Source organism: Spirosoma pomorum, assembly GCF_054776615.1.
This window is the reverse complement of sequence record NZ_BAAHBP010000032.1, coordinates 47,986-70,571: the sequence shown is the minus strand read 5'-3', so window position 1 is coordinate 70,571 and position 22,586 is coordinate 47,986. Positions and strand designations below refer to the sequence as shown.

Here is a 22,586-nt window from a genome sequence, read left to right as displayed (position 1 = left end):
ATCACTCTTTCGCTCATTCACTCTTTCACTCTTTTTATCTTTGAGGTATGGTCGCATTGAACCTACCAACATTTGAGTACAAAACTAAACAAGTCGAAGGGAAACCGTATATTTTCGATTTGTTACGCAGAAAATACGTCCGACTCTCCCCCGAAGAATGGGTCCGTCAGCACATTGTCCACCTGCTACTCAGCCATTACGCCTACCCTAAAGCTTTGATCCGAACCGAAGGAGGGCTGATCTTAAACCAAACCCAGAAACGAACGGACGTGCTGGTATTCGACCGGGCCGGGCAGCCGTTTCTGCTGGTGGAATGTAAAGCCCCCCACATTGCGCTGAATCAGACGGTTTTTGATCAGATCTCCCGTTACAATCATGTTCACCGGGCGCCTTACGTTGTTATCTCGAACGGCCTGGTCCACTATTGCTGCTGCGTCGATCACGAAACGGCCGAAGTGAAGTTTCTGGACGATTTCCCAGCCTTTACCTAGCGGATACAAAAATCCCCGGCACCAGCAGGTACCAGGGATATTGCACGTTTATTGATGAATGGTTATTTGTTGGCAACCAGCTTCATTTCGACGGTGAAGTCGTCGTAAATGGCTTTGTCACCAATGTTTTCGAAGAACGATTTCGATCCGTAACGGATATCGTATTTCGTCCGGTCAAGCGTTGCTTTGCCATCGGCCATCAGCGTGTTTCCTGATACTTTTACCGTAGCGGGGAAGGTCACTGCGTTGCTGATACCTTTGATGGTCATGTTACCAGTGATGTCGAATTTATCACCACCTTTTGGTGTCACTTTCGTGATTTTGAAGGTCGACGTTGGAAATTTCGCCGTGTTGAAGAAATCTTCCGACTTCATGTGGCCGATGAATTTCGCATTATACGTCGCATCGGTCAGGTCAGTGCAGGTAATGCTGTTCATATCGAACGTGAACGTACCGCCGGTCAATTTGCTACCATCAGTGGTGATCATACCGTTTTCCAGTTTAACGGCACCCGAGTGTTCACCCGTTACTTTCTTACCATTCCAGTTCATGACACTTTTCTGCGTGTCGACTTTATAGGTCGTTGCTTTTGGGTTGATAAAAGCAGACGTACCAGCTACGATAGCTACAGCCACCAGGCCAGCCAGGAATTGACGTGTTTTCATTGGATTGTTTATTGGGTACTTTATGGTTGTATTGAATTGCTTTTTTAAGCGCGTAACCGATCTAGAAATTCGCTGAGTTTTACCGCTTCTGCGGCCGTCAGCTTGCTGTTCATTTCTTGGTCCAGGCCTTCAATGCTCGTGTCCAGTTGCTTCAGCAGCTCAAGGCCAGCATCGGTTATTACGACATCGACGGCGCGCCGGTCGCTGGGGCATTCGGTACGCAAAACCAGCTTTTTTAGCACTAGTTTGTCCACCAGCCGGGACGCGTTCGACATTTTGTCCAGCATCCGCTCGGTGATATCGCTTACTTTGACGGGTGCTGGATGTTGCCCGCGCAGGATACGCAATACGTTGTACTGCTGCAGGGTCAACCCCGACGGCTTCAGTATTTGCGCCTGACGATTAGCGAACCAGTTACTCGTGTACAGCACGTTGACCATCGCCCGTTGATAAGGAGATTTGAATGGTGTACCCTGTTTAATGTCGGTTTCAATTGACATGATGCAAAGATAATACAACTACATTAAATGTAGAAACATTAGTTGAAAATATTTTTATCGATACGGAATAATCTGTGGAGCCGACAGATCGAAATCGCGGAAGCGCAACGCCGGAACCCCTTCAAACGCCTGCCGGAATGGCGCTGTTATGCCCGGTATATTCGGATAATAGGACAACCGAACCTGAAAACTGTTAAACGTCAGGTTTTCGTTTCTCAATCGGAAGCCAATACCATATCCCTGGTACAACGGACCTTTTAGCAGCGATCGTTCCGGAAACGTTATCAATCCCAGATTCGCAAACGTGATAAAGGCAACCCGGAACCCAATGAAGTTCAGCTTGGAGAACAGGATGTTTTCGTAGTTGATAATCCAGCGTTGCGTTCCCCGCAAGGCGTCGCTGTACACACCAATACCATCCGTAATTAAGCCGCTGGAGCCACTGCTCAGGTTCAGGTACTCGTTTTCGAAACGCCCGATGCCGGTTGTATACCGTGTGTTAAAGAAATGGCGCATATTCCCCCAGCCGGTTTTCAGGAGCGGACTAAAATAGTTGGACTCCAGGGAAATAACCCCCTGCTCAAAACCTACGGTCCGTGAATAGCCTCCTACATTAACCAGTCCGTATAGGTAGCCGAATTTTTTGATATATCGACCCTGCGAGAAATTGAGTCCCATGTACAGCCGCTGGCCAAGTTCGGCATTATCAAAGCCGATGATACCCGCAATCGTTTCCCCAACGGGAACGTCCTCCGTCCGGCCGAAGCCGTAGATCAGGACGTCGCGCACGTATTTACGGCGGGAAAATCCAACGCTCAGCAACGTTGTACGACTGTCCTGGTAGAGTTGGTTCGTATCCGCCGTTACACCCGGTCGTTGCAGATAACTATAGATAGTGTTACGTACCGCAACGATCAGCCGGGAACGCCCTTTTTCGTCAGAATTCGCTTGTTTCCCAAACAGGCGAAACGACCGCCCGATCCAGATATCCGAATAGTTATACCGCAGGGGTACTACTATCGCACTGTCATTCCGCATCAGCAGGCGATTGTTAATCTGGGTCTGACTCAGCTCAAACGAACCGGCGTATTTGGTATCTGGCGTCAGAAAAGGGCGGTATACCCGGAAAGTCCCCTGTTTCAGGTCACGTAGATACAAGAACTCGGCCTGGGCGGTGATAAACGTCTTACCGATGAACGGAATAGTATAGCGAGCCCGGTATTCAACCTTCTGCCGGGGATCATTGCCGTCAACGGCGACCTGTCCGTACAACTGGTGCCCCAGCCCCCGAACGTTATTTTGCTGAAACCCCACGCTGAACCGATTGAGCGCCCCTACCCCACCATTGGGCTCCAGTGACCAGACATCCTGCGTGATGACGTACACGTCGACAAACTGCCGACTACCTTCTTTGGGCAGTACAACAATCCGCGCATCGTGGAAAATCGACGTATTCCGTAACAATCGTTCGTTATCCCGCATGACGTTGGGATCAACCGCGTCCCCCTCCTTAAAGAGCAGATACGACCGACGAATTACGTGCTCACGCGTGTTCGTATGCAATCGGTTCCCGGTCCGTTCAATCCAGTTTCCCGGCTGACGTAACGTATCGTATACGGTTTGCCCAAAAACACCCAGTCGTCGGATATAGATCGTGCCGATGAGCTTGCCTTCGTAGGCTTTAAATGGATTAACCTCAATCTGGTTGACCTCTCCCGTCTTAATCCGGCTGTTGTACACATCCCGAAAAACGGCATCGTACAGCTGGCGGGTTAGCCGACGCTTGTACATTTTCGTTTTCAGCTTTGTGTAAAAAACACTGTCGCGCTGCATCAGCATACTGTCGGCGATGGTAGTCGACAGTGCGGTCGCCAGCGAATCGGTGGCTGCTTTCTCTTTCTTTTCTTTGTCTTTGTTATCAGCTCCTGCTTTTTTGGGATCATTCTGCGCCACGGCGTTGGTACCAACCAGGACGCACAGCAACATTCCGCTCAGCCAAAAGCGGGTTACTGACGTCAGGCAGGATCGGTACAGTTGAGTCATGTCGGGAATTTATCGGTTAGAGCCGATTTCAGGCAAGAAGTTTAATAATTCCCTTTTTTCGTTGACATCTTAGTGACTCATGTATGGCAGAGGCTGCCAATGGGGCCAGGGTGGTTAAATCGGAGGGCACAACGGGCCGTACGGTCATGACTTTGGTAAGTAATCTATTCAATTTACGAAAAAAGCTCCCGTTCCGACTTATTTTTACCAACTGTTCTATTTACCAGTATGCTCTCACTACGTTATCCGCTCGTACTGGCTTCGGGCTCCCCCCGCCGGAAGCAATTGATGGCCGACGCGGGGTTTCGCTTTACCATCGAAACCCGTCCTACCGACGAATGTTTTCCCGACGACATGCCCGTCGATGAAGTAGCCGAATACCTGGCCCGCCAGAAGGCCGAGCAGTTTCTCCCTGATTTCTCGTCAAAACTGGTGCTTTGCGCTGATACGGTCGTGATTCTGGACGAGCAAATCATGAATAAGCCCCAGGATGAAGCTGATGCCCGGCGGATGCTGCGAGCGCTGTCAGGTCGTTCGCACCGCGTTCGTACTGGCGTTTGCATCCTGGTACCTAACCACGCGGGCGCTCCTGAATTAATCTCGTTCACCGACGAAACGACGGTACAGTTCGCGACTCTGAACGAATCCGAGATTTCGTACTATATCCGGGAGTGTAAACCGTTCGATAAAGCCGGCTCGTACGGGGCGCAGGATTTTATTGGCCTAGTCGGCATTACTCGGCTGGAAGGTTCATTCTATACGGTGATGGGTCTACCCACTCACCGGGTTTATCAGGCGCTAAAACCATACGAAATTTATCCTTAGTCACTCAATCAGATCTCAGTAGCTACGTATGAAATCAATCTGTCTAGCCCTCCTTTTTATCATAAGCCTATCGGCAAACACATTTGCGCAGACTAAACCCAAGTCCGTCGAGGACGAAAAATTCGTATTTCTGAATAATGGGGCAACGGTAGGCATGATCGTCAAAGCCGTCCTGAAAGCCGATAAGCAGCGTCTGAAACTGACCGAACAGCAAATGCTGCCTGCCCGCGACGTAATCATCAACGCGACGGTAAAGTATAACGAAGGCGTCAAAAAGCTGAAGGCCAGCAAAAGCATGACCCAGCAGAAACTCCGGACGCTGGCCGTAGCGGTTGAGGACGAGAAAGTACGTAATTACAAGGCGGTACTGACACCAGAGCAATACACCAAACTGGTGTCTCAGCACAAGAAAGTATACCCGGAGAGCAAGGTCTAGGGTGACGTCGTGAATCTATCGGTGTCCGTGTCCACGTCCAGGCCGACCAAGGCGCGGGGGACGTGCCCGTCCTTTGCCTATTAACCCACCCGAATCCGTACGCAGCAGACCATAACGGAGAAAAACGCCGTAGAACGTTTTGGCGCTATCGGTCTGTTCGTTGCTAAAATCAAAGTAGCCCGTCGTCAGCCCAATGCCCAGCCGGGGTGCTACCTGCGCCACAATACTATAGGTTAGTTCCAGCATCAGACTACCTGCTTTGTCGAACACCCGCCCCGCGCCAATGGTCATTTCGTTGGCGAAAACGCCGTAGTTCGCCACGTCCATCGTCACCCGGCCTTCCAAAAAAAGAGTCGAGTCAGGACGTAGCGCATTGCGGCCAAAGGCGATTCCCAAGTCGATTACGTCGAACGATTTACCAATTTCGATAGTCTGGGCAATACGATCGTTCCTCTTCCCGGCTCCGGTGTAGATCAGCAGCGGAGAGGCCCGACCGTACCATGGAGCAGCTTTAAAATTGAACACCGACCGCGTAGAATCTTCCGTTGACCGGCTGATCGCCTGGTACGTTTGCTGGTTACGTGCCGCCCGCGATGGCGATTGGTCGTTTTGCGCGTATAATGTGCCCGTCAGCAGCAATCCTGCGCTCATGCATACGATTCGGTAGCTGTTCATCCCCATTCGATCAAAAACGTAAATGTAGACGGATAACCGAGAGGATCAATAGCATCGTTGAACCAGAGGGTTTATTACCGTAAAGTAACTCGATGGCTGTATTCTGGACTGGTGAATAGAATTGCCACCTGATTTTGCTTAGTTGGGGCGCTATTCCACTCCTTGATGATTGCCCAACAGAAATTACTCCGTGTTTTCACGCTGATTCGCCTATTGAAGCAGCGTCCGGGTCGTACCATCGCCCAGCTTGCTCAGGCGCTGGACATCGACAAACGGTCGGTGTACCGCTATCTCACCTTGCTGGAAGAAGTCGGTTACGAACACGACCTCGACGAGCACCAACGCTATTTCCTGTTCGAAGCCGAGACGACCGGCAATCCGACGTTTACGGAGGATGAAGCCGAACTGCTCCGACAGGCGCTAACCAGTCTGCCCGCCGACAGTCCGCTCGTGGGTAGCATTCGGCAGAAGGTCTTTCTGGCTTCCACGCTTATCCCATTGGCCGACGGGCTCATCGATCTGCATCAGGGGCAGATTGTACAGCGACTGGCCGAAGCCCTGCGCGACAGAAAACAGGTGCAACTGATTCGCTACCAGTCGACCAATTCCAACTCGATTACGGATCGGCTGGTCGAGCCGCTTTCCTTCTCAGATGACTACGCCAAGCTGAATGCGTACGAACCCGCAGCGGGAAAAGTCAAGACGTTCAAGACGCGCCGGATTGATGATATAACGCTACTGGACACGTCCATTACGTACCGGGCGGGTGAGGATATACTGGACTTGTTCGACTGGTCGGGGCCGCACCCGATCCCCATCGTGCTCCAATTGACGTCCCGCGCCTACCGACTCCTGATCGAAGACTACCCACCCACGCGGGTCTACGTCAGCAAACAGGGAGACGACGCGTTTCCCTACCGACTCGGCATTACCGTCAGGGATTTCCGGGGCATCGGCCGATTCATTTTGGGCCTACCGGGCGAAATACAAGTGGAGAAGCCGCCAGAGTTGAAAGACTATTTGCGGGAGCGTATTCGGGAGTTCAGATTCTGGTAGCTATTTATCAGCGATCCAGTGTAAGAAGTCAGCTGGGTTCAGTATAGCGAAACCACGATAAGGATGTAATACCAGCAAGTCCTGATCACCTGTGATGATGCAGACCGCATTTCCGTCCACCGCTAGTTCAAGGAATTTATTGTCTTTCCGATCGCGGCAGTCTATCAATGAACTAGTTACGGCAATGGATATCGCCTTTAGACTGAACTGATTTACAAACAGGTCAGCTTCTAGGGCAGTCAGATAACGGGCAAATTTAGAGCGGTGTAGTACTTCGTCGAGCTCAGCAAGGCAGGCTTCTGACGTTAGCAACTCTCCTCGATCGAAGGCACTGTCAAAAGCAAGTCGGGGAAGTGATCGTGAGAATAGTGCCGCACTGACAAGCGTGTTCGTATCAAAAACAAACCTCATTCTTCGTCCAGTAACTGCTGTAAGATATCAGGCGTAAGTCCCCGTTTCTCTGCTTTAAAACTGATATAATCCATCACACTAAGCAGGCTGGTCGGCTCGGCTAGACAGTCAATTACTAGTTGAGACAGCAACGTTTGCTGTTGCGGTGATAAGGCGCTAAAGCGTTGAGCCGTTGCCTCAGGGACAGGAATCTGGAGGGTGGTCATGATATAAAAGATATGGCCTAGTAGTAAATATACCGAATACATAGCTGCGACAGCAGTTGTCACAGACGAAAATTTACTTTGCTGATAGTAAACAAAACGAGAGTAAGATGCAAGATAAAGCGATAGCTGCCATTGGGCAGTTGGCTCTCCAAAAAGAGAGCCAGTCTGAGCCGTACTTGCTGTACGTGCAGAATATGTTTCCTAGTGTCAACTATGATATGATTCTGGTGAAGTTCTCCTTCCTTAGGGAGAGAGAACGATTGATCTGCCAGTTCGCTGGTGTTGACGTAGAAAAGGTAAGTGAAGCAACTTATTCTAAATACCTCTACCGTGGGGGCTCTCCACGCGGTGGGGATATCACATTCACAACAAAATCAGGGGATTTAGCCAAAAAGTTGAACACGCTACTAGCGGTTCAGCTAAAGAACGTAATCGCTCTCTGTCGGGTATCAGGTTCTGCTGACGATCTGGAAATGCTGTTATCCTTACAACATCGGCTGACGGAAAACTACAACTTGATACTTGCTGGTTTGTTGGAGGCTTATGGGCAACTGGACAAGAAACGGCAACAGGCCTCGGGTTTTAGTTTCCGCTTTGAGATGGATGGCAAACAGTTCTACTTGGCTGACTTTCCTATCTTTCAACAGCAGATTCTGCTTAGTGGTACGTCGGGAAAATCAGAAAAATATGGCGTCGTGTCGCAGGGCAAGGACCAGTTTTGCTCAGTGTGTCTTCAACAAAAACCATTGCTACATGGCTTTGCATCGCCCTTCAAATATGCGACAGTTGACAAGCCCGGTATGGTTAGCGGGTTCTTCGATCAGCGTGGAAACTGGAAAAATTATCCGATCTGCTCCGACTGCTCGCTTGAGTTTGAGTATGGCCAGAAATATGTGTCGCAGAAGCTGAAGAAATACTTTTACGGCAGTAGCTATTTCGCTATTCCTAAGACAGTGCTTAGGAACGACTCGAAAGGGCTCGATCGGGCTGTAAAGATGCTCACTGGCCTAGAGTTTAAACTAGACGAAGCCGAGAAAGAGAAGCGGATTGAAGATAAAATCATGCAGGAGATTGGCCAAGAAGACAACTACTTCACGCTCAACCTGCTGTTCTTCGAAGAAAATCCGACAACAAAAGCAATCAAGATAAAGCTGTTGCTGGAAGAAATACTACCCTCACGCTTTCGACAACTCTTTACAGAAGCCCCCGCACACGTCAATCCAAACAGCATTTATAAAGCCGCCTATCGTATTAGGAAAGAGCCGTTTGATCTTAAGTTTTCGTTCGGATTATTCAAGCAGTTTTACGAAGACGACTTCTACAGTATTGTCAACGATGTGTTTGTTGGGCGACCGGTCAATAAGCAAACACTGTACAATCGCTTCATGGCTCAAATTCGGGCCAACTACAATAAAGCTCAAACATCAGATAACTACGTCGAACCAGCAGGGCTAACCATCCTAAAAGCCCATCTAATACTCAATTACCTTACCTATCTCTCGTTAATCACTGTAAACCCAACAAAACCAATGCAAGCCGAAGACATCCCGGAAGAGGAAGCTAAAGTCGAAGAAAAATATGGTCGGGCTTTCGATGAAAATCTGTTTCACAAGTTTATCGGCGACAATGCCAATTTTCTGGACGATAACTATAAAATAGGCGTGTTCGCTGTTGGTGTACTGGTTCGTCTGTTGCTTAACATTCAGCAGCGGGAGTTAGGCGGTACTCCTTTCGAGAAAAAACTCAAGGGATACAACCTCAACCCGGAGACACTGAAAAACGTCTACTTGGAAACGATGAATAAGCTGGCACAGTATCGCGATTATGGCCGTCGGTATGAGTCGTTAAGCCGTATTGTCAGCGAATATTTTACGCTGAATAGTTATCAACTGCCCACGATTTCTAACAACGAATTATCCTTCTATTTTGTGGCGGGTCTAGAAATGGCCCATCGTTTCCGCATTGAAAAACCAGAACCCAATCAATCTAAAAATCAATAAGTAATCCTGATGGCTACTCCACTAACCAACCGCACCGAAATCCTTTTTCTGTACGAAATTGAAAACGCCAATCCCAATGGCGACCCCCTTAACGAAAACCGTCCACGCTACGATTCAGAAGAGCAGCGGGTGCTGGTGTCTGATGTTCGTCTGAAACGCACCATTCGTGATTATTGGTACGAATACAAAGGATATAATGGTACCGACGGCAAAGACATTTTTGTTCGCGAAACGAATTATCAGGAAGGTGATAAGACGTACGTCGCAGACGGCAAACGTCGGGCTAAAGCCTTCCAGGAAAAGCGCGAAACCGTGCTGGAACAGTGTATCGACGTTCGTACGTTTGGTGGTGTTCTACCACTGGACAAAGATTCCATTACGCTAGTAGGACCGACGCAGTTTCAGATGGGTAAGTCATTGAATAAGACGGATATTGTAACGGAGCAGGGTACAGGAGCGTTTGCTTCCGGGGATAAAAAGGGGCAAGCTACGTTCCGCACCGAATACAAAGTGCCCTACGCACTTATCGGTTTCAACGGTATCATTAACGAAAAAGCAGCTGCCTATTCGCAAATGACCAACGATGACAAGGCTCTGTTGCTAGAAGGTATCTGGGAAGGGACTAAGAACCTGATTTCGCGCTCAAAATTTGGCCAAACCCCCTTGCTGCTAATCACAGTTGAGTACAATGAGCCTTACTACATTGGCGGTCTGCGGCAACGGCTGAAGTTGACATCGGCCAAGAACGAAATGCAAGTCCGCAGCACGGACGATTATACGCTGGACGTGAGCGAGTTACTGGCTGAACTATCCCGCAACAAAGCAAAAATCAACGCGGTAAATGTGCAGATCGATCCACGTCTGAAAACATCGACGCCGTTGACTAGCGGCTCTCTATCGTTATGAGCAATCGGCTAATCGTCTTCGAGCTATCGGGCGAGTACGGCCACTATCGCAAATTCAACACTACCACATCGCCTTTGACGTACCCCGTACCGACCCGCACGGCGTTGGCGGGGCTACTGGGGGCGGTGCTGGGCGTTGAACGCGAAACGGCTCCCGGTCGCTTCCCGGACCACGTGGTACCGGTACACGAATTATTCGCCAGTTCCGTCTGTGGAATAACGGTGCAGTTGCTGGCCCCCGTCAAGAAAGTAAACATCGGCTTCAACCTGCTGGATACTGGTAACTCGTTTTTTGAGATCAAAAAAAGCGGACGCACGCAGATTGAATTTGAACTGCTGAAAAATCCAGCCTTTCGGGTCTTCGTTCAGCATCGGGATTCAACTGTATTCGATAAACTGCTGGAACGATTGGTAGACAAGGCGCATCATTTTACGCCTTACCTCGGTCTTAGTCAGTTTACGGCAACTCTCAGTAATGCCACTTCCTGCTCGGCAACGTCGCGCTCAGGAAACAGTTCGGCTGTGCCTGTTGCTTCGGCAGTTAATCTGTCACTACTCGCAGCTAATCCGCCCATTCAGTTTGATCAGCACGTGCATTATTACGTGGAAACGATGCCTATTGAGCTATCGCGCAGCCGCATTGTAACGCGCTACGGCGAAGTACTGGTCAATGCTGACGGGGGAAATGCGCTTGTGTACACAACTGAATGGCTGGAAACAAGTGACTTTGGCAATATTCTGTTTCTCTGATGCTATACTCTCACCCCGGTGTTCCGCTGATTGACCACTTACGGAAAGTAGCCCTGTCCTGCCGTCAACTATTACAGGACCGAACAACCAATTTTGGCCTTCCCGATGGGCTGCTGGCCGATCTTGGTTATCTGGCTGGCGTTACGCACGACGTAGCGAAGGGAACGCGCTATTTTCAGCACTACCTGTTGTCGGCAGACCACGAAGTGATCGGGCCGAAAGAACACGCGCTTTTGTCATCGCTGCTGGCGAAGATGGTTGTAGAACAGTACCTAACCCAGTTCGACAATGACGATACTGACCGGCGGCTATTGCCTTATCTCATTTTCACGGCTGTTAAGCGGCACCACGGCAACCTGAAAGATTTCTCACGTGAACTGTATCTGGAAGAAAAGGAAGAGATTCTGTCTGAACAAATAGACGTGTTTGACGACGAGCCAGTCGTTCAGTCCATACTGGACGAACTGTTGGCTCTGGTTAATTTCACTTTTGATTGGAACACGTTTAAAGCGTACATCAAAGGCAAGACGTACCTGGATGAATATGGTAATTTTTCGCTTGATTTTTTTGACCTTGGTGAATATGACGATCTGCCACCGCAGACCAAAAACCGTTACTTCTATTGGCATCAACTGTTTTACGGCACCCTTCTCTTGTCGGATAAGTCCGATGTAATTCTGAAAGGAATTGAGACGCCACTGGCCGTGCAGCCCGCTCTTGAAGCGTTGGAACTATACCGAAAGAAACGGAGATTCGACCATCCGAAAACCAGTTTAGATAAACTCAAAAATCAGGCGTATCAGGAGACATTACAGGAGTTAGACAAACTATTTCGTTCTGAACAGCATCTGTACTCCATTACGTTACCAACGGGTTTGGGCAAAACGTTGACCTCACTGGCAGCGGGTATCGCCATCCAGCAGAAATTAGGTTTGTTGGCAGGTCGGTTAATTATTACGATTCCCTTCACATCAATTATCGATCAGAATTTTGCCGTTTTTCAAGAGGTGTTTGATAATCCACCTTCGAGTATTCTGCTTAAACATCATCACTTGGCAGAACCAGCTTATAATGTAGGTGATGATTCGACACTAGATCAGGATAAAAGCCAATTTCTGATCGAGACATGGCAATCGGGTATCGTTGTTACGACGTTTGTTCAATTGCTCGAATCACTGTTTTCGAATGATAAGAACAAACTGCTCAAGCTGCCTAATCTGGCAAATTCGGTCATTGTTCTGGACGAAGTACAACAGGTAAAATATGAGCTGTGGCCGCTGATTCGGCAAGCATTCATGACGCTAGGGGAACGGTATAATTGCTACTTCATCCTGATGTCGGCAACACAACCGTTGATTTTCAAGCCGGAGGAAGAGATAAAAGAATTGGTGCCTAATTACCGGAGTTACTTCAAAAATCCACTTTTCAACCGTACCAAACTTATCAATCGTACGGACAAAGAGGTCAGCTTCTCCGAATTTCAACAGGACGTCATTTCCTACTGCACGGACCATACTGATAAGAACGTACTGGTCATACTGAACACAAAACAGGCAACTCTGGATTGCTTCAACGCCGTTGCAAATGCGCTTGACGAAGAGACGACAGACGTCTACTACCTCACCACACTCATCACGCCTTATGAGCGGAAGCGCATTATCGACCGCATTAAAACGTACCGGGGGCCTAAACAGCAGGTAATCATCTCCACACAGTTGATCGAAGCCGGAGTGGATGTATCGGTTCATACCGTTTTCCGGGCCATGGCCCCACTTGATTCGATCATTCAGGCTGCCGGGCGGGCTAACCGATACAACGAAAAAGGTGAAATCAGCGAAGTATTTTTGTACGCTATCACTGAACTACGAAAAGCTAGCAGTTTGGTCTACGGCGGTGATCTACTGGTTAAAACAGGCAACGTGTTGAAAGGAATTATTGAAACCGACGAGCACGGCTATCTAGCTCTGATTGAAGCCTATTTTGAGGAAGTTAGAAAGCAGGCAGACGTACTGATCTCACCCGAACTAACGGCTTTACAGGCACTAGATTTTGAAAAAGTTGGTGAATTCGAATTCGTGGAGGAGCGTAACACAGAATCCGTATACGTGCAACTCAATGAGGAGGCCAGGCAGCTTTGGGAGGAGTACGTAATCATCAGCGAACGCAAAGACCTCAAGCCGTACGAACGCAAACGAGAATTTGCACTGATAAAGGCTCGCTTTTACGATTATGTAGTCAACGTACCTGTTCCTTTTGGCCAGAAAAGTATCGTCTTCGATAGTGAGAAAGATCATTTCTTTTACGTGTCGAGTTTTGATCAACCATCTCAATGCTACCGATATGAAGCAGACAACTTTCGCCGTAACACCGGGTACATACCCGTCAGCCAACCTCTAACAGCACATCACTGATACCACTCCCCATGCCGACCCACACCCTGATTCCACAGACCATTATTACCTTTCCCGAAATAGCATTACGAACACGCGACGGTCATAAGCTGCGCGGGTACTTCGGTGAGCTGTTTCGCGAACAATCGCCCCTGTTACACAATCACCTGGAAGCCGACGAACAGACCGAGGGGCCGGATACGGGCGCGAGCACGGTCAAGTACCGGTACGCGTATCCGCTGGTGCAGTACAAAGTGCTGAATCGGGTGCCGACGCTCGTGGGGCTTAGGGAGGGGGCTACGTTGCTGGCCAAACTCTTTTTGCAGATGCGATCGGTCGACATCGACGGGGTGACCTACCCGGTGCTCAGCAAGCATATTCGCCATGAGCAGGTTGCGCTGGGGATGGCGGATGACCTGATCGAGTACCGGTTCGAAACGCTCTGGATGGGGCTCAACCAGAACAACTACCGCGATTACCGGCGGTATACCGACACCGAACGGCAGGCGCAGATCAAACGCGTGCTGACCAGTCAGTTGCTGGCCACGTTCCGGGAATTCGACCTGTGGCTGAACTCGAGCGAGCGGCTCTTTGTGCGTCCGTCGCTGGTCGAACGCACGACCCAATTCAAGAATCAGACGATGGTCGCGTTTGCCGGTGGCTTCCTGGCCAACGTCCTGATCCCGGACGGTATGGGGCTGGGTAAAGCCGTCTCGCGGGGATTCGGGAGCATACTAAAGAGCGAAAGAGTGAGAGAATGAAAGAGCGAAGCTATCCGACATCTACTTCGCTCTTTCATTCTCTCACTCTTTCGCTCTTTGACCCATGCAACTCCACATCACTACCTACGGCACGTACCTGCACGTAAAAGACGCCATGTTCGACATTAAACGGCGGGGCGAAGACGGGAAAGTGGCCAGTGTGGCGACTTATTCCGCCGAAAAGGTGACGCACATTCTACTGGCCACGGGTACGTTGCTGAGCACCGACGCGGTAAAGCTGGCCATGCGTCATAACGTCGACATCGTGTTTCTGGAACGCGACGGCGATCCGCTGGGGCGGGTCTGGCATACGAAGCTGGGCAGCACCACCCGCATCCGGAAGCGGCAGCTCGAAACCAGTCTCAACGCCGACGGACTGCGCTGGATACGAACCTGGCTGCTGGCCAAACTCGACAATCAGGCCGGTTTTATTCGCGGTTTGAAGAAGCATCGTCCGCAACACACGGATTTTCTGGACGATAAACTGACGCGGCTGGACGCGCTTTCGCTGTCGATCAGCACATTGGTGGGAACGGCCGCTGGTGGTGGTCCGGCGGTGTGCGTGGCCGACGTCGCCGATACGTTGCGGGGACTGGAAGGAACGGCGGGGCGGCTTTATTTCGAAACCCTGAGTTACGTACTCCCCCGCGATTATCAGTTTAACGGACGCAGCAGCCGACCGGCGCGGGACGCGTTCAATGCGTTTCTGAACTACGCCTACGGAATGCTGTATGGCAAAGTTGAAAAGACGCTGATGCTGGCGGGCCTTGATCCGTATCTGGGCTTTCTGCACCGCGACGACTACAATCAGCTGAGTATGGTTTATGACTTTATCGAGCCGTACCGGGGCTTCGCGGATGAGGTCGTGTTCCGGCTGTTTTCAGCCAAGAAAGTAAACAAGGTGCACCTCAGCGAGGTGTCGGGGAGCAAAAATGGATATAGCTTAAACGCTGAGGGTAAGGAACTACTGGTCAATGCGTTCAACGAATTCTTGGACAACGACCCGATTCGGTACCGGGGACGCAACCTCACGCGCAGTCACTGCATTCAGCTCGACGCCCATTCATTCGCGCAGGAGTTGCTGGGCGGTAAAGGCGATACGCCCGTCGACATCAGCACCGTCCAACTCTAATGTTCAGTAGCAACACACCATGATAGCCTGGGTATTATACGATATAGTGAACGACAAGGCGCGCACGAAAGCGGCCAAACTCTGTAAGCAGGCGGGGTTATACCGGGTGCAGTTTTCGTGTTTTCTGGGAACACTGACACCCAATCAGCGCGACACGCTGCAACTGCAACTGGCCGACCTGATCGACGAAGAAACCGACCGCGTTTATATCTTCCCGATGAGTCGCAGCGAGTTACAACAGACGACGCTATTGGGGCAGGCGTTCGACCGAAAGCTGGTTACCGATGAAGTCCGTGCGTTATTTTTTTGATGGTACAACCTATGACGCTTACCCCATCCCACATCATTGAGTATCTGTTTTGCCCCCGGTTCACGTATTTCGAGTATGTGCTCTGCATTCCGCAGCACGAGGATTCGAACTACAAAGTGATGCGCGGCCGGCATCTGCACGACGAGCGGCTGGAGCGCAACAAAGCGTATCTGCGACGCAGACTTGGCGTCACCGACAAACACCTGGATCAGTACCTCACCAACGACTTGATTCGGGGTGTGGTAGACGAGGTACTGGTATTTGGCGACGGCACGATGGCTCCCCTCGACTACAAGTTTGCGGAGTACAAGGACCGGGTATACAGCACCTATGAAACGCAGCTATACTGTTACGCCTGGTTGATCGAAGATAATTTCAACCAACCCGTCGACCGGGGATTCATTGTTTATACGCGTAGCAACAACCGGGTAATCGAGGTGCCGATTTTGGAAGCGAACAAGAGCGACGTGAAGCGGGCCGCCGAGGCTATTTTCACGATTATCGACCGAAATTTCTTCCCCAAAGCTACGAAGGCGAAAGCCCGTTGTGTAACTTGCACCTACCGCAATTTGTGTATCAAATAGCCCATTGCCGGGTGGGAACATATTCGGGAATAGCTAAAATTGGCCTGTATTGTTTTAGTTGTCAGGTAGTTATGTTTACGGAATTTTGGTGAAAAGGTATGCAAACCTGTTCTTTGACAACTGACAAACAATCAAAAAGAGCGGAGACAAAAGTAAGCTATCGTGTTGTAAGTAAGCCAATTAGCCGTCGCGACGACTTCCTAACGTAATCCTGAGTGAAGAAGGATTGAAACACCCACAAGAAGAATTAGATCTTCAGCTGGCGGCTGACTTCCTAACGTAATCCTGAGTGAAGAAGGATTGAAACGCCATACCCATCAGGATATCGACAACGGCCGTCGAGCCTTCCTAACGTAATCCTGAGTGAAGAAGGATTGAAACCCGGGGCATGACCCAGGACTCGAAGGCACAAGCCTACTTCCTAACGTAATCCTGAGTGAAGAAGGATTGAAACCTTTCTCGGTCTGAATCATCATCCACAGTTGCAGCACTTCCTAACGTAATCCTGAGTGAAGAAGGATTGAAACCCCACAGGCCGCTACCAGGAAACGGGACTCGATTTCCTTCCTAACGTAATCCTGAGTGAAGAAGGATTGAAACAGGCATCGAATTGATGGCTACTTAAAAGCAGATAAGCTTCCTAACGTAATCCTGAGTGAAGAAGGATTGAAACGCTTTTGAGAGCGAAAGAACGACGAAACGGGTAGTTTCTTCCTAACGTAATCCTGAGTGAAGAAGGATTGAAACAAAAGTCCCCCCTCTGTAACGGAATCCGTTCCGTTACCCTTCCTAACGTAATCCTGAGTGAAGAAGGATTGAAACATCTCTTCACGCACCTTCGCCGGAATCGAATACCCACTTCCTAACGTAATCCTGAGTGAAGAAGGATTGAAACCTTAAAGGCCCCGCTGCCCCAGAACGATTCCCGTTCGCTTCCTAACGTAATCCTGAGTGAAGAAGGATTGAAACAGCTGGAAGAAAACCGACATCCGCAAAGATGGTGATCTTCCTAACGTAATCCTGAGTGAAGAAGGATTGAAACGACGCTCTTCACTTCGCCAAACTATCAAAGGGGTACCTTCCTAACGTAATCCTGAGTGAAGAAGGATTGAAACCTTCTATGAACACGATTCTAACCAATTGGCGCCAAGTCTTCCTAACGTAATCCTGAGTGAAGAAGGATTGAAACAATGTCCTTAAAAGGGGTATCACGCAGTTCGTACGCCAGCCTTCCTAACGTAATCCTGAGTGAAGAAGGATTGAAACAATGTACGCGAGTTTTGCGCCTGCGTTGGCAACTGTCTTCCTAACGTAATCCTGAGTGAAGAAGGATTGAAACGGAATGACCAGGGAAAGCTCCGGGCTCCAGCTCTGGCTTCCTAACGTAATCCTGAGTGAAGAAGGATTGAAACTGGAGGAGAAAGAGGCCAAGTTTGCCCCATTCCGCACTTCCTAACGTAATCCTGAGTGAAGAAGGATTGAAACCGCCCTCGATTACTTTCGTGCCGGATAACTTGACTTGCTTCCTAACGTAATCCTGAGTGAAGAAGGATTGAAACATGGCCACCCCCATGTTTTTCATTACCCCCGCCGAACTTCCTAACGTAATCCTGAGTGAAGAAGGATTGAAACACCAGCCGGGTAAACTGGCTGGCTCCGGGCGAATCCCTTCCTAACGTAATCCTGAGTGAAGAAGGATTGAAACAGATTCTGAAAAAGCAGCAGAGCGCACGTATTGCGTCTTCCTAACGTAATCCTGAGTGAAGAAGGATTGAAACAAATTATCACCTGACGATGCCTGTAAATCCTGTGTTCTTCCTAACGTAATCCTGAGTGAAGAAGGATTGAAACAAATGAAAAAGCCCAATCCAGCAAGAAGGGGTGGTATCTTCCTAACGTAATCCTGAGTGAAGAAGGATTGAAACTCGCTCATTACTTCGATTGGGAGCGGCCATTTAGGCCTTCCTAACGTAATCCTGAGTGAAGAAGGATTGAAACACTTCTGAATGGAGAAGGCCAGCACTTTAAGTGGTGCTTCCTAACGTAATCCTGAGTGAAGAAGGATTGAAACGGACCATTCGCCCCCGCAATACCCTGCATGCCCTGACTTCCTAACGTAATCCTGAGTGAAGAAGGATTGAAACCTGGCCGTGTGGACGTAGATGGTAAAGAGATTTATGCTTCCTAACGTAATCCTGAGTGAAGAAGGATTGAAACCCTTGTTCCCGCCCGCGCTGCTGTTGCGGTCGGTTGCTTCCTAACGTAATCCTGAGTGAAGAAGGATTGAAACTTGAATACCTGGACGGCGGCTATCAGCGCTACGGCGCTTCCTAACGTAATCCTGAGTGAAGAAGGATTGAAACTTTCTCCCGTATCGCCCGAATCTCGGCCGCCTGGTTTCTTCCTAACGTAATCCTGAGTGAAGAAGGATTGAAACCGCGGGCCTCATATCAACAAACACCTGACAAAACTCTTCCTAACGTAATCCTGAGTGAAGAAGGATTGAAACGGTGGGTTTTTCAGCTTCTGCAGTTGGGTTTGCATCCTTCCTAACGTAATCCTGAGTGAAGAAGGATTGAAACTAGGTATCGCGTTCGGTCGTCAGGGTCGTCACTTTGCTTCCTAACGTAATCCTGAGTGAAGAAGGATTGAAACTCGACGAGTACTTTCGCCGATCGCACTACGCAGCGCCTTCCTAACGTAATCCTGAGTGAAGAAGGATTGAAACACTACCAGTCGAGCCAGCTGGAGAGCGCACAAATCACCTTCCTGACGTAATCCTGAGTGAAGAAGGATTGAAACCCCCACTACGCTTACTGTGCATATCAACGATAGTCACTTCCTGACGTAATCCTGAGTGAAGAGGATTGAAACCATTTGAGGGATGCGCACGATCCGGGCATATTCCCACTTCCTGACGTAATCCTGAGTGAAGAAGGATTGAAACACGATCCCGTTACCTTCTGTCAGGCCAGATACGATCTTCCTGACGTAATCCTGAGTGAAGAAGGATTGAAACTGACTTCCTGATCGTCGTTCAGTCCGGTACCAGCAACCTTCCTGACGTAATCCTGAGTGAAGAAGGATTGAAACTGCGCTACTGGTGGTACGCGGCTATTGGCCTGCTACTCTTCCTGACGTAATCCTGAGTGAAGAAGGATTGAAACTAGAGTCCGCACGTAGATAAATCAAAAAAGAAAACGTTTCCAGACATAATTTAAGTAGGATTGAAACCTTACCTACCACTCCGCCGACATGAAATCTAGCGAACTTCCAAACATAATTCTACGATAAGGAGAATTGAAACATCAGCTAGGTAGCATTCAGACGAGGGTAGGCACTCATCTAGATGTAACTCTGAAAAGGATTGGAAACAGTGTGGCCTACTGCGGCTACGCGTCGTTACCTACACGGCCCTTTTTAATCGCATTGTGCGTCCTATTAAAAGAATGTGCTATCAAGGTGAACTTGTGCTGGCCTAAACTGACTACTCTGTCAAAACAACCAGCGCAGCACTTGTATGCCCAGCCAGGAGGCAATAGACAAAACAGTTAGCCAGGTAATAACTACTGTCCAATTATAATGATGGCAGCTGTCGTTGGGCGATTGTTGATAAGGATGCTTGCTGTCCATGATCGTAGAAAGACTAACCGATGGAGCACATACGTATACAGCATCTTTATGGATTTGTTAACAATAGAAATCTTATGCTCTGGTCCGTCCTACAAACGTTCCCAGAGTTGAGCCAGGCCTATCAGGGAAAGAATCAAGCCAATTAGTATACCAAGAACAGCCCATTTCGAAGGTTTATAACTTGTTATTCGCCAAGCTGATACAGCAAAAAAGAGAGTATAAAGCAAACAGAAACAAAACAAGAATAGACTCATAAACGCAGCAGCAACCCTGTATTATTACTCAATAGTAACTAAAAATCGGACAAAATATTGGCTTGCTATTCATCGCTTATGCAAACGAAACTCCTATTAATTATTTTTTAACAGCAACCTTATTAGGATAACTACTTAGTTGTTGGCAACCTTATGACTCCCATACTTTCTATAGTAAGCCTCATAACCAATAACGTCGTGAACGTTAAGTATACTATACCTCTTCTTATGTATACAAGAAGATAGTTTATTCAAAGGACAACGAAATAGGATGCCATTCTGCATGGTCTACGCTATTTTGCCTACTCCGCCAAATGCCTAATGTCCTAAAATGGCAGTCAACAAACCTGCTGCTTTTGTTTTCTGCCTGATCACAAATCAGCTCTGACGCTTGTAGCGATAAAGCATAAGGCCCGCCGATACCGATCCCAAATTAAAGCACGACCACGGCGAACCCCGTCGTTTCTCTAGCGGTTACTATTTATACCAACATGTATTTATCGGATTATGATTATAAATCCATGCGGGTGTGCAGATGGAATGAGCTTAAACCGCCTTGGCCTGTTGCTGGCCTTTTTTGTATTATCAGTATCCAGCTGGGCACAAATTCAATTAGAAGTGGCCTCCCCGACCCCGCTGGCTGTTGCTGACAGGGGGCTATACCTCGCAGCGTCGTTCAATAACTGGAATCCGGGTGATCCTCGTCTGGCATTGACCCGGCAGCCTGATGGTTCTTACGTCATTCTATTACCGGATACACTACGTCGATTCGAGTATAAATTCACGCAGGGCTCCTGGCAGTTTACGGAAGGAAATGCGCAAGGCGAATCCATTCCGAACCGGCTCTACGAACGTACGGAGACAAAAACACCGCAACGTATTCAGGCTATGGTAGCAGGCTGGGAACAACGGCCCGCCTACCACTTTGTCGTTACCGAACTACCTTCCAATACCCCGGAGGATGCGACTTTATATATCACGGGTACATTTAATAAGTGGAATCCCGCCGACAGTCGTTATCGCCTGCGCAAACAGTTAGATGGGACGTACCGCATTACGGTATATTCCGATCTGCCTCGCCTGGAGTACAAGTTTACGCGGGGTAGCTGGACAATGGTCGAAAGTCGTGACAGCGGCAAATCACGACCAAACCGTCGTATTGCGCGGGCCGAAAGCAAGAACCTGGACATAGACGTACCCATCCGGGGCTGGGAAGATTTGAGCAGTTCGCTCCAGTTTTACTCTGTTTTTGACCTGGTCATGCTGGTGTCGGTTGTTCTGGGCGGGCTGCTGGTAGTGGGCTTACCCGTACGTCGAAGTCAGAATCAGCAGGCTAACCGTTGGTTGCTGATTCTTATTGGCTTGTCCTCTTTCTTTATTCTGCTGAAAATCGTCAGTGGATACCGCGACGTGGCTAATGCTTACCCTAAACTGCTGCTGTTGCCGGATTTTATCTGGTTTCTATACGCTCCGTTATTCTACGTGTATTTACGTCGGCTACTTGTCGAACCAGTTCTACTAACTCGCAACTGGCTGTACCGCTTGCTGCCCGTCGTTCTGCACGTCTTCGCTTACTTGCCTTATTTCCTGATGGACAGCAAAGTCTTTCAGTTAAAGCTGGTTAATCAGGACGTAACGTTGCGGGGTTTGTTCTTAGTCCTTTGTTTTCTGGCGCTGGTTTTTAATACTGGCTACTGGTTACGCTGCCGCCGGTTGCTCCAGACATACCGCCAACAGATCGGCGACACAGCGCGTCAATCGGTTACGTATCTGAACACGGTCCTGAGTATCCAGGCCATTTGCCTCACCCTCTGGCTTTTTCTGTATGGGCTGACGGTCACTAGTCGATTCACCGAGGTTGACATCCTGGCCCTGTCCGAACAGAATATTGATACGATCTGGCTGATCTTCTCGACGCTTACCTATTTTCTGAGCTACGTGGCTATCCGACAGTCGGCGTTGAGTCTGTCGTCTCCCGCGCCATCGTCGATCAACCTGCCGACCAAAGTTGCCCGATCTACGATCTCTCTAGAAGCAATACCGGCTGGTAGTGACCCAGCACAGAGCCTATCGAGTCAGCCCCCATTAGTCCCCGCTTCGCTACCCAAATCGGTTTCCCAGGCATCATCGATTGATGTTACCACCTTTCTGGATACAGTTGAAGCGTATATGGTGCAGCACAAGCCGTACACGAATCCGAACCTGACCATTCACGAATTAGCCTCTGGCCTCAAGATGACACCGCATCTATTATCGCGGGTTATTAACGAGGGATTCGGGAAAAACTTCTTCGATTTCGTCAACCAGTATCGGGTCGACGAATTGAAACATCGCATGAATGATCCTCACGCCCGTCATCAGACGTTACTTAGTATGGCTTTCGATGTTGGCTTCAATTCCAAAACGGCGTTCAATCGGGCATTCAAGAAACTTACGCAACAAACTCCCAAGGAATACTTCCAGACGCCGACGGAGGAACACGCTGAGTAGAGGTTCCACTTTCTGAAAAAGGCACTTCAATTCTAAATACAAGTTATTGATAAACAGTAATTTGCATTT

General features: G+C 49.1%; 19 protein-coding genes and 1 CRISPR repeat array. Of the genes, 13 read left to right on the top strand and 6 right to left on the bottom strand.

Translation table 11 applies throughout. The features are described 5' to 3' along the window. Positions 1-47 precede the first annotated feature (47 nt). On the top strand, positions 48-491 hold the full coding sequence (locus tag ACYVAD_RS20140; RefSeq protein ID WP_461141331.1) for a type I restriction enzyme HsdR N-terminal domain-containing protein: 444 nt from the start codon (positions 48-50) through the stop codon (positions 489-491). Positions 492-553: 62 nt separating this feature from the next. Here ACYVAD_RS20140 and ACYVAD_RS20135 read toward each other — a convergent pair whose 3' ends face one another. Genes ACYVAD_RS20135 through ACYVAD_RS20125 form a run of 3 tightly spaced genes read right to left on the bottom strand, consistent with a single transcriptional unit; the run spans position 554 to position 3,699 of the window. Next, on the bottom strand, positions 554-1,156 hold the full coding sequence (locus tag ACYVAD_RS20135) for a YceI family protein (protein ID WP_461141330.1): 603 nt from the start codon (positions 1,154-1,156) through the stop codon (positions 554-556). Between the two features lie 44 nt (positions 1,157-1,200). Next, entirely contained in the window at positions 1,201-1,656 is a 456-nt protein-coding gene (locus ACYVAD_RS20130) for a MarR family winged helix-turn-helix transcriptional regulator (protein WP_461141329.1), read from the bottom strand. 54 nt (positions 1,657-1,710) lie between these two features. Continuing rightward, on the bottom strand, positions 1,711-3,699 hold the full coding sequence (locus tag ACYVAD_RS20125; RefSeq protein ID WP_461141328.1) for a hypothetical protein: 1,989 nt from the start codon (positions 3,697-3,699) through the stop codon (positions 1,711-1,713). Positions 3,700-3,927: 228 nt separating this feature from the next. On the opposite strand from ACYVAD_RS20125, the gene ACYVAD_RS20120 reads away from it, so the two are divergent. Together ACYVAD_RS20120 and ACYVAD_RS20115 are read left to right on the top strand one after the other, a co-directional pair. Beyond that, on the top strand, positions 3,928-4,524 hold the full coding sequence (locus tag ACYVAD_RS20120; protein ID WP_461141327.1) for a Maf family protein: 597 nt from the start codon (positions 3,928-3,930) through the stop codon (positions 4,522-4,524). Positions 4,525-4,552: 28 nt separating this feature from the next. Continuing rightward, complete coding sequence (locus ACYVAD_RS20115; protein ID WP_461141326.1) at positions 4,553-4,960, top strand: hypothetical protein; 408 nt, start codon at positions 4,553-4,555, stop codon at positions 4,958-4,960. A 15-nt stretch (positions 4,961-4,975) separates the two neighbouring features. On the opposite strand, the gene ACYVAD_RS20110 is transcribed toward ACYVAD_RS20115, so the two are convergent. Continuing rightward, positions 4,976-5,611 carry a hypothetical protein gene (locus ACYVAD_RS20110; RefSeq protein WP_461141325.1) on the bottom strand — a complete coding sequence of 212 codons (636 nt, stop codon included), beginning with the start codon at positions 5,609-5,611 and terminating at the stop codon, positions 4,976-4,978. Between the two features lie 189 nt (positions 5,612-5,800). Between ACYVAD_RS20110 and ACYVAD_RS20105 the strand changes: the two genes are divergently transcribed. After that, positions 5,801-6,691 (top strand): helix-turn-helix transcriptional regulator, encoded by an 891-nt coding sequence (locus ACYVAD_RS20105; RefSeq protein WP_461141324.1) that lies wholly within the window; start codon positions 5,801-5,803, stop codon positions 6,689-6,691. Here ACYVAD_RS20105 and ACYVAD_RS20100 read toward each other — a convergent pair whose 3' ends face one another. Continuing rightward, a complete protein-coding gene (locus ACYVAD_RS20100) occupies positions 6,692-7,102 on the bottom strand; it encodes a putative toxin-antitoxin system toxin component, PIN family (RefSeq protein ID WP_461141323.1) in 411 nt (136 codons plus the stop codon). After that, positions 7,099-7,308, bottom strand: coding sequence for a hypothetical protein (locus tag ACYVAD_RS20095; RefSeq protein ID WP_461141322.1), 210 nt, complete (start codon positions 7,306-7,308; stop codon positions 7,099-7,101). The genes ACYVAD_RS20100 and ACYVAD_RS20095 overlap by 4 nt, the downstream gene beginning before the upstream one ends. Positions 7,309-7,415: 107 nt before the next feature. Here ACYVAD_RS20095 and ACYVAD_RS20090 point away from each other — a divergent pair, with 107 nt between their 5' ends. From ACYVAD_RS20090 to ACYVAD_RS20050, 9 genes are all read left to right on the top strand, one after another. Then, positions 7,416-9,308: a TIGR02556 family CRISPR-associated protein gene (locus ACYVAD_RS20090; protein WP_461141321.1), complete on the top strand. Its 1,893-nt coding sequence runs from the start codon at positions 7,416-7,418 to the stop codon at positions 9,306-9,308. Positions 9,309-9,317: 9 nt separating this feature from the next. Next, the gene (gene cas7b / locus ACYVAD_RS20085) at positions 9,318-10,214 is read left to right on the top strand and encodes a type I-B CRISPR-associated protein Cas7/Csh2 (protein WP_461141320.1); all 897 of its coding nucleotides are present in this window, start codon (positions 9,318-9,320) and stop codon (positions 10,212-10,214) included. Then, on the top strand, positions 10,211-10,963 hold the full coding sequence (gene cas5b / locus ACYVAD_RS20080; protein WP_461141319.1) for a type I-B CRISPR-associated protein Cas5b: 753 nt from the start codon (positions 10,211-10,213) through the stop codon (positions 10,961-10,963). Before cas7b ends, cas5b begins: the two co-directional genes overlap by 4 nt. Continuing rightward, positions 10,963-13,374 carry a CRISPR-associated helicase Cas3' gene (gene cas3 / locus ACYVAD_RS20075; RefSeq protein ID WP_461141318.1) on the top strand — a complete coding sequence of 804 codons (2,412 nt, stop codon included), beginning with the start codon at positions 10,963-10,965 and terminating at the stop codon, positions 13,372-13,374. The genes cas5b and cas3 overlap by 1 nt, the downstream gene beginning before the upstream one ends. Before the next feature lie 11 nt (positions 13,375-13,385). Beyond that, positions 13,386-14,114, top strand: coding sequence for a CRISPR-associated endonuclease Cas6 (locus ACYVAD_RS20070; RefSeq protein ID WP_461141317.1), 729 nt, complete (start codon positions 13,386-13,388; stop codon positions 14,112-14,114). Positions 14,115-14,178: 64 nt separating this feature from the next. Beyond that, positions 14,179-15,246: a CRISPR-associated endonuclease Cas1 gene (gene cas1, locus ACYVAD_RS20065; protein WP_461141316.1), complete on the top strand. Its 1,068-nt coding sequence runs from the start codon at positions 14,179-14,181 to the stop codon at positions 15,244-15,246. 19 nt (positions 15,247-15,265) lie between these two features. After that, a complete protein-coding gene (gene cas2 / locus ACYVAD_RS20060; RefSeq protein WP_461141315.1) occupies positions 15,266-15,556 on the top strand; it encodes a CRISPR-associated endonuclease Cas2 in 291 nt (96 codons plus the stop codon). Between the two features lie 11 nt (positions 15,557-15,567). After that, positions 15,568-16,140 carry a CRISPR-associated protein Cas4 gene (gene cas4, locus ACYVAD_RS20055; RefSeq protein ID WP_461141314.1) on the top strand — a complete coding sequence of 191 codons (573 nt, stop codon included), beginning with the start codon at positions 15,568-15,570 and terminating at the stop codon, positions 16,138-16,140. Between the two features lie 196 nt (positions 16,141-16,336). Beyond that, a CRISPR array of direct repeats spans positions 16,337-19,307; the repeat unit is 37 nt; unit sequence CTTCCTAACGTAATCCTGAGTGAAGAAGGATTGAAAC. 1,260 nt (positions 19,308-20,567) lie between these two features. Continuing rightward, positions 20,568-22,517, top strand: a complete 1,950-nt coding sequence (locus ACYVAD_RS20050) for a helix-turn-helix domain-containing protein (RefSeq protein ID WP_461141313.1) — start codon at positions 20,568-20,570, stop codon at positions 22,515-22,517. Positions 22,518-22,586: the final 69 nt, after the last annotated feature.

What these genes read in the sequence shown, in the direction of transcription:
- cas7b (WP_461141320.1), top strand. Translation starts at nt 9,318, where the DNA reads ATGGCTACTCCACTAACCAACCGCACCGAAATCCTTTTTCTGTACGAA.
- cas3 (WP_461141318.1), top strand. Translation starts at nt 10,963, where the DNA reads ATGCTATACTCTCACCCCGGTGTTCCGCTGATTGACCACTTACGGAAA.
- ACYVAD_RS20090 (WP_461141321.1), top strand. Translation starts at nt 7,416, where the DNA reads ATGCAAGATAAAGCGATAGCTGCCATTGGGCAGTTGGCTCTCCAAAAA.
- ACYVAD_RS20135 (WP_461141330.1), bottom strand. Translation starts at nt 1,156, where the DNA reads ATGAAAACACGTCAATTCCTGGCTGGCCTGGTGGCTGTAGCTATCGTA.
- ACYVAD_RS20050 (WP_461141313.1), top strand. Translation starts at nt 20,568, where the DNA reads ATGAGCTTAAACCGCCTTGGCCTGTTGCTGGCCTTTTTTGTATTATCA.
- ACYVAD_RS20115 (WP_461141326.1), top strand. Translation starts at nt 4,553, where the DNA reads ATGAAATCAATCTGTCTAGCCCTCCTTTTTATCATAAGCCTATCGGCA.
- ACYVAD_RS20110 (WP_461141325.1), bottom strand. Translation starts at nt 5,611, where the DNA reads ATGAGCGCAGGATTGCTGCTGACGGGCACATTATACGCGCAAAACGAC.
- cas5b (WP_461141319.1), top strand. Translation starts at nt 10,211, where the DNA reads ATGAGCAATCGGCTAATCGTCTTCGAGCTATCGGGCGAGTACGGCCAC.
- ACYVAD_RS20070 (WP_461141317.1), top strand. Translation starts at nt 13,386, where the DNA reads ATGCCGACCCACACCCTGATTCCACAGACCATTATTACCTTTCCCGAA.
- ACYVAD_RS20120 (WP_461141327.1), top strand. Translation starts at nt 3,928, where the DNA reads ATGCTCTCACTACGTTATCCGCTCGTACTGGCTTCGGGCTCCCCCCGC.
- cas1 (WP_461141316.1), top strand. Translation starts at nt 14,179, where the DNA reads ATGCAACTCCACATCACTACCTACGGCACGTACCTGCACGTAAAAGAC.
- ACYVAD_RS20095 (WP_461141322.1), bottom strand. Translation starts at nt 7,308, where the DNA reads ATGACCACCCTCCAGATTCCTGTCCCTGAGGCAACGGCTCAACGCTTT.
- ACYVAD_RS20105 (WP_461141324.1), top strand. Translation starts at nt 5,801, where the DNA reads ATGATTGCCCAACAGAAATTACTCCGTGTTTTCACGCTGATTCGCCTA.
- cas4 (WP_461141314.1), top strand. Translation starts at nt 15,568, where the DNA reads ATGACGCTTACCCCATCCCACATCATTGAGTATCTGTTTTGCCCCCGG.
- ACYVAD_RS20130 (WP_461141329.1), bottom strand. Translation starts at nt 1,656, where the DNA reads ATGTCAATTGAAACCGACATTAAACAGGGTACACCATTCAAATCTCCT.
- cas2 (WP_461141315.1), top strand. Translation starts at nt 15,266, where the DNA reads ATGATAGCCTGGGTATTATACGATATAGTGAACGACAAGGCGCGCACG.
- ACYVAD_RS20125 (WP_461141328.1), bottom strand. Translation starts at nt 3,699, where the DNA reads ATGACTCAACTGTACCGATCCTGCCTGACGTCAGTAACCCGCTTTTGG.
- ACYVAD_RS20100 (WP_461141323.1), bottom strand. Translation starts at nt 7,102, where the DNA reads ATGAGGTTTGTTTTTGATACGAACACGCTTGTCAGTGCGGCACTATTC.
- ACYVAD_RS20140 (WP_461141331.1), top strand. Translation starts at nt 48, where the DNA reads ATGGTCGCATTGAACCTACCAACATTTGAGTACAAAACTAAACAAGTC.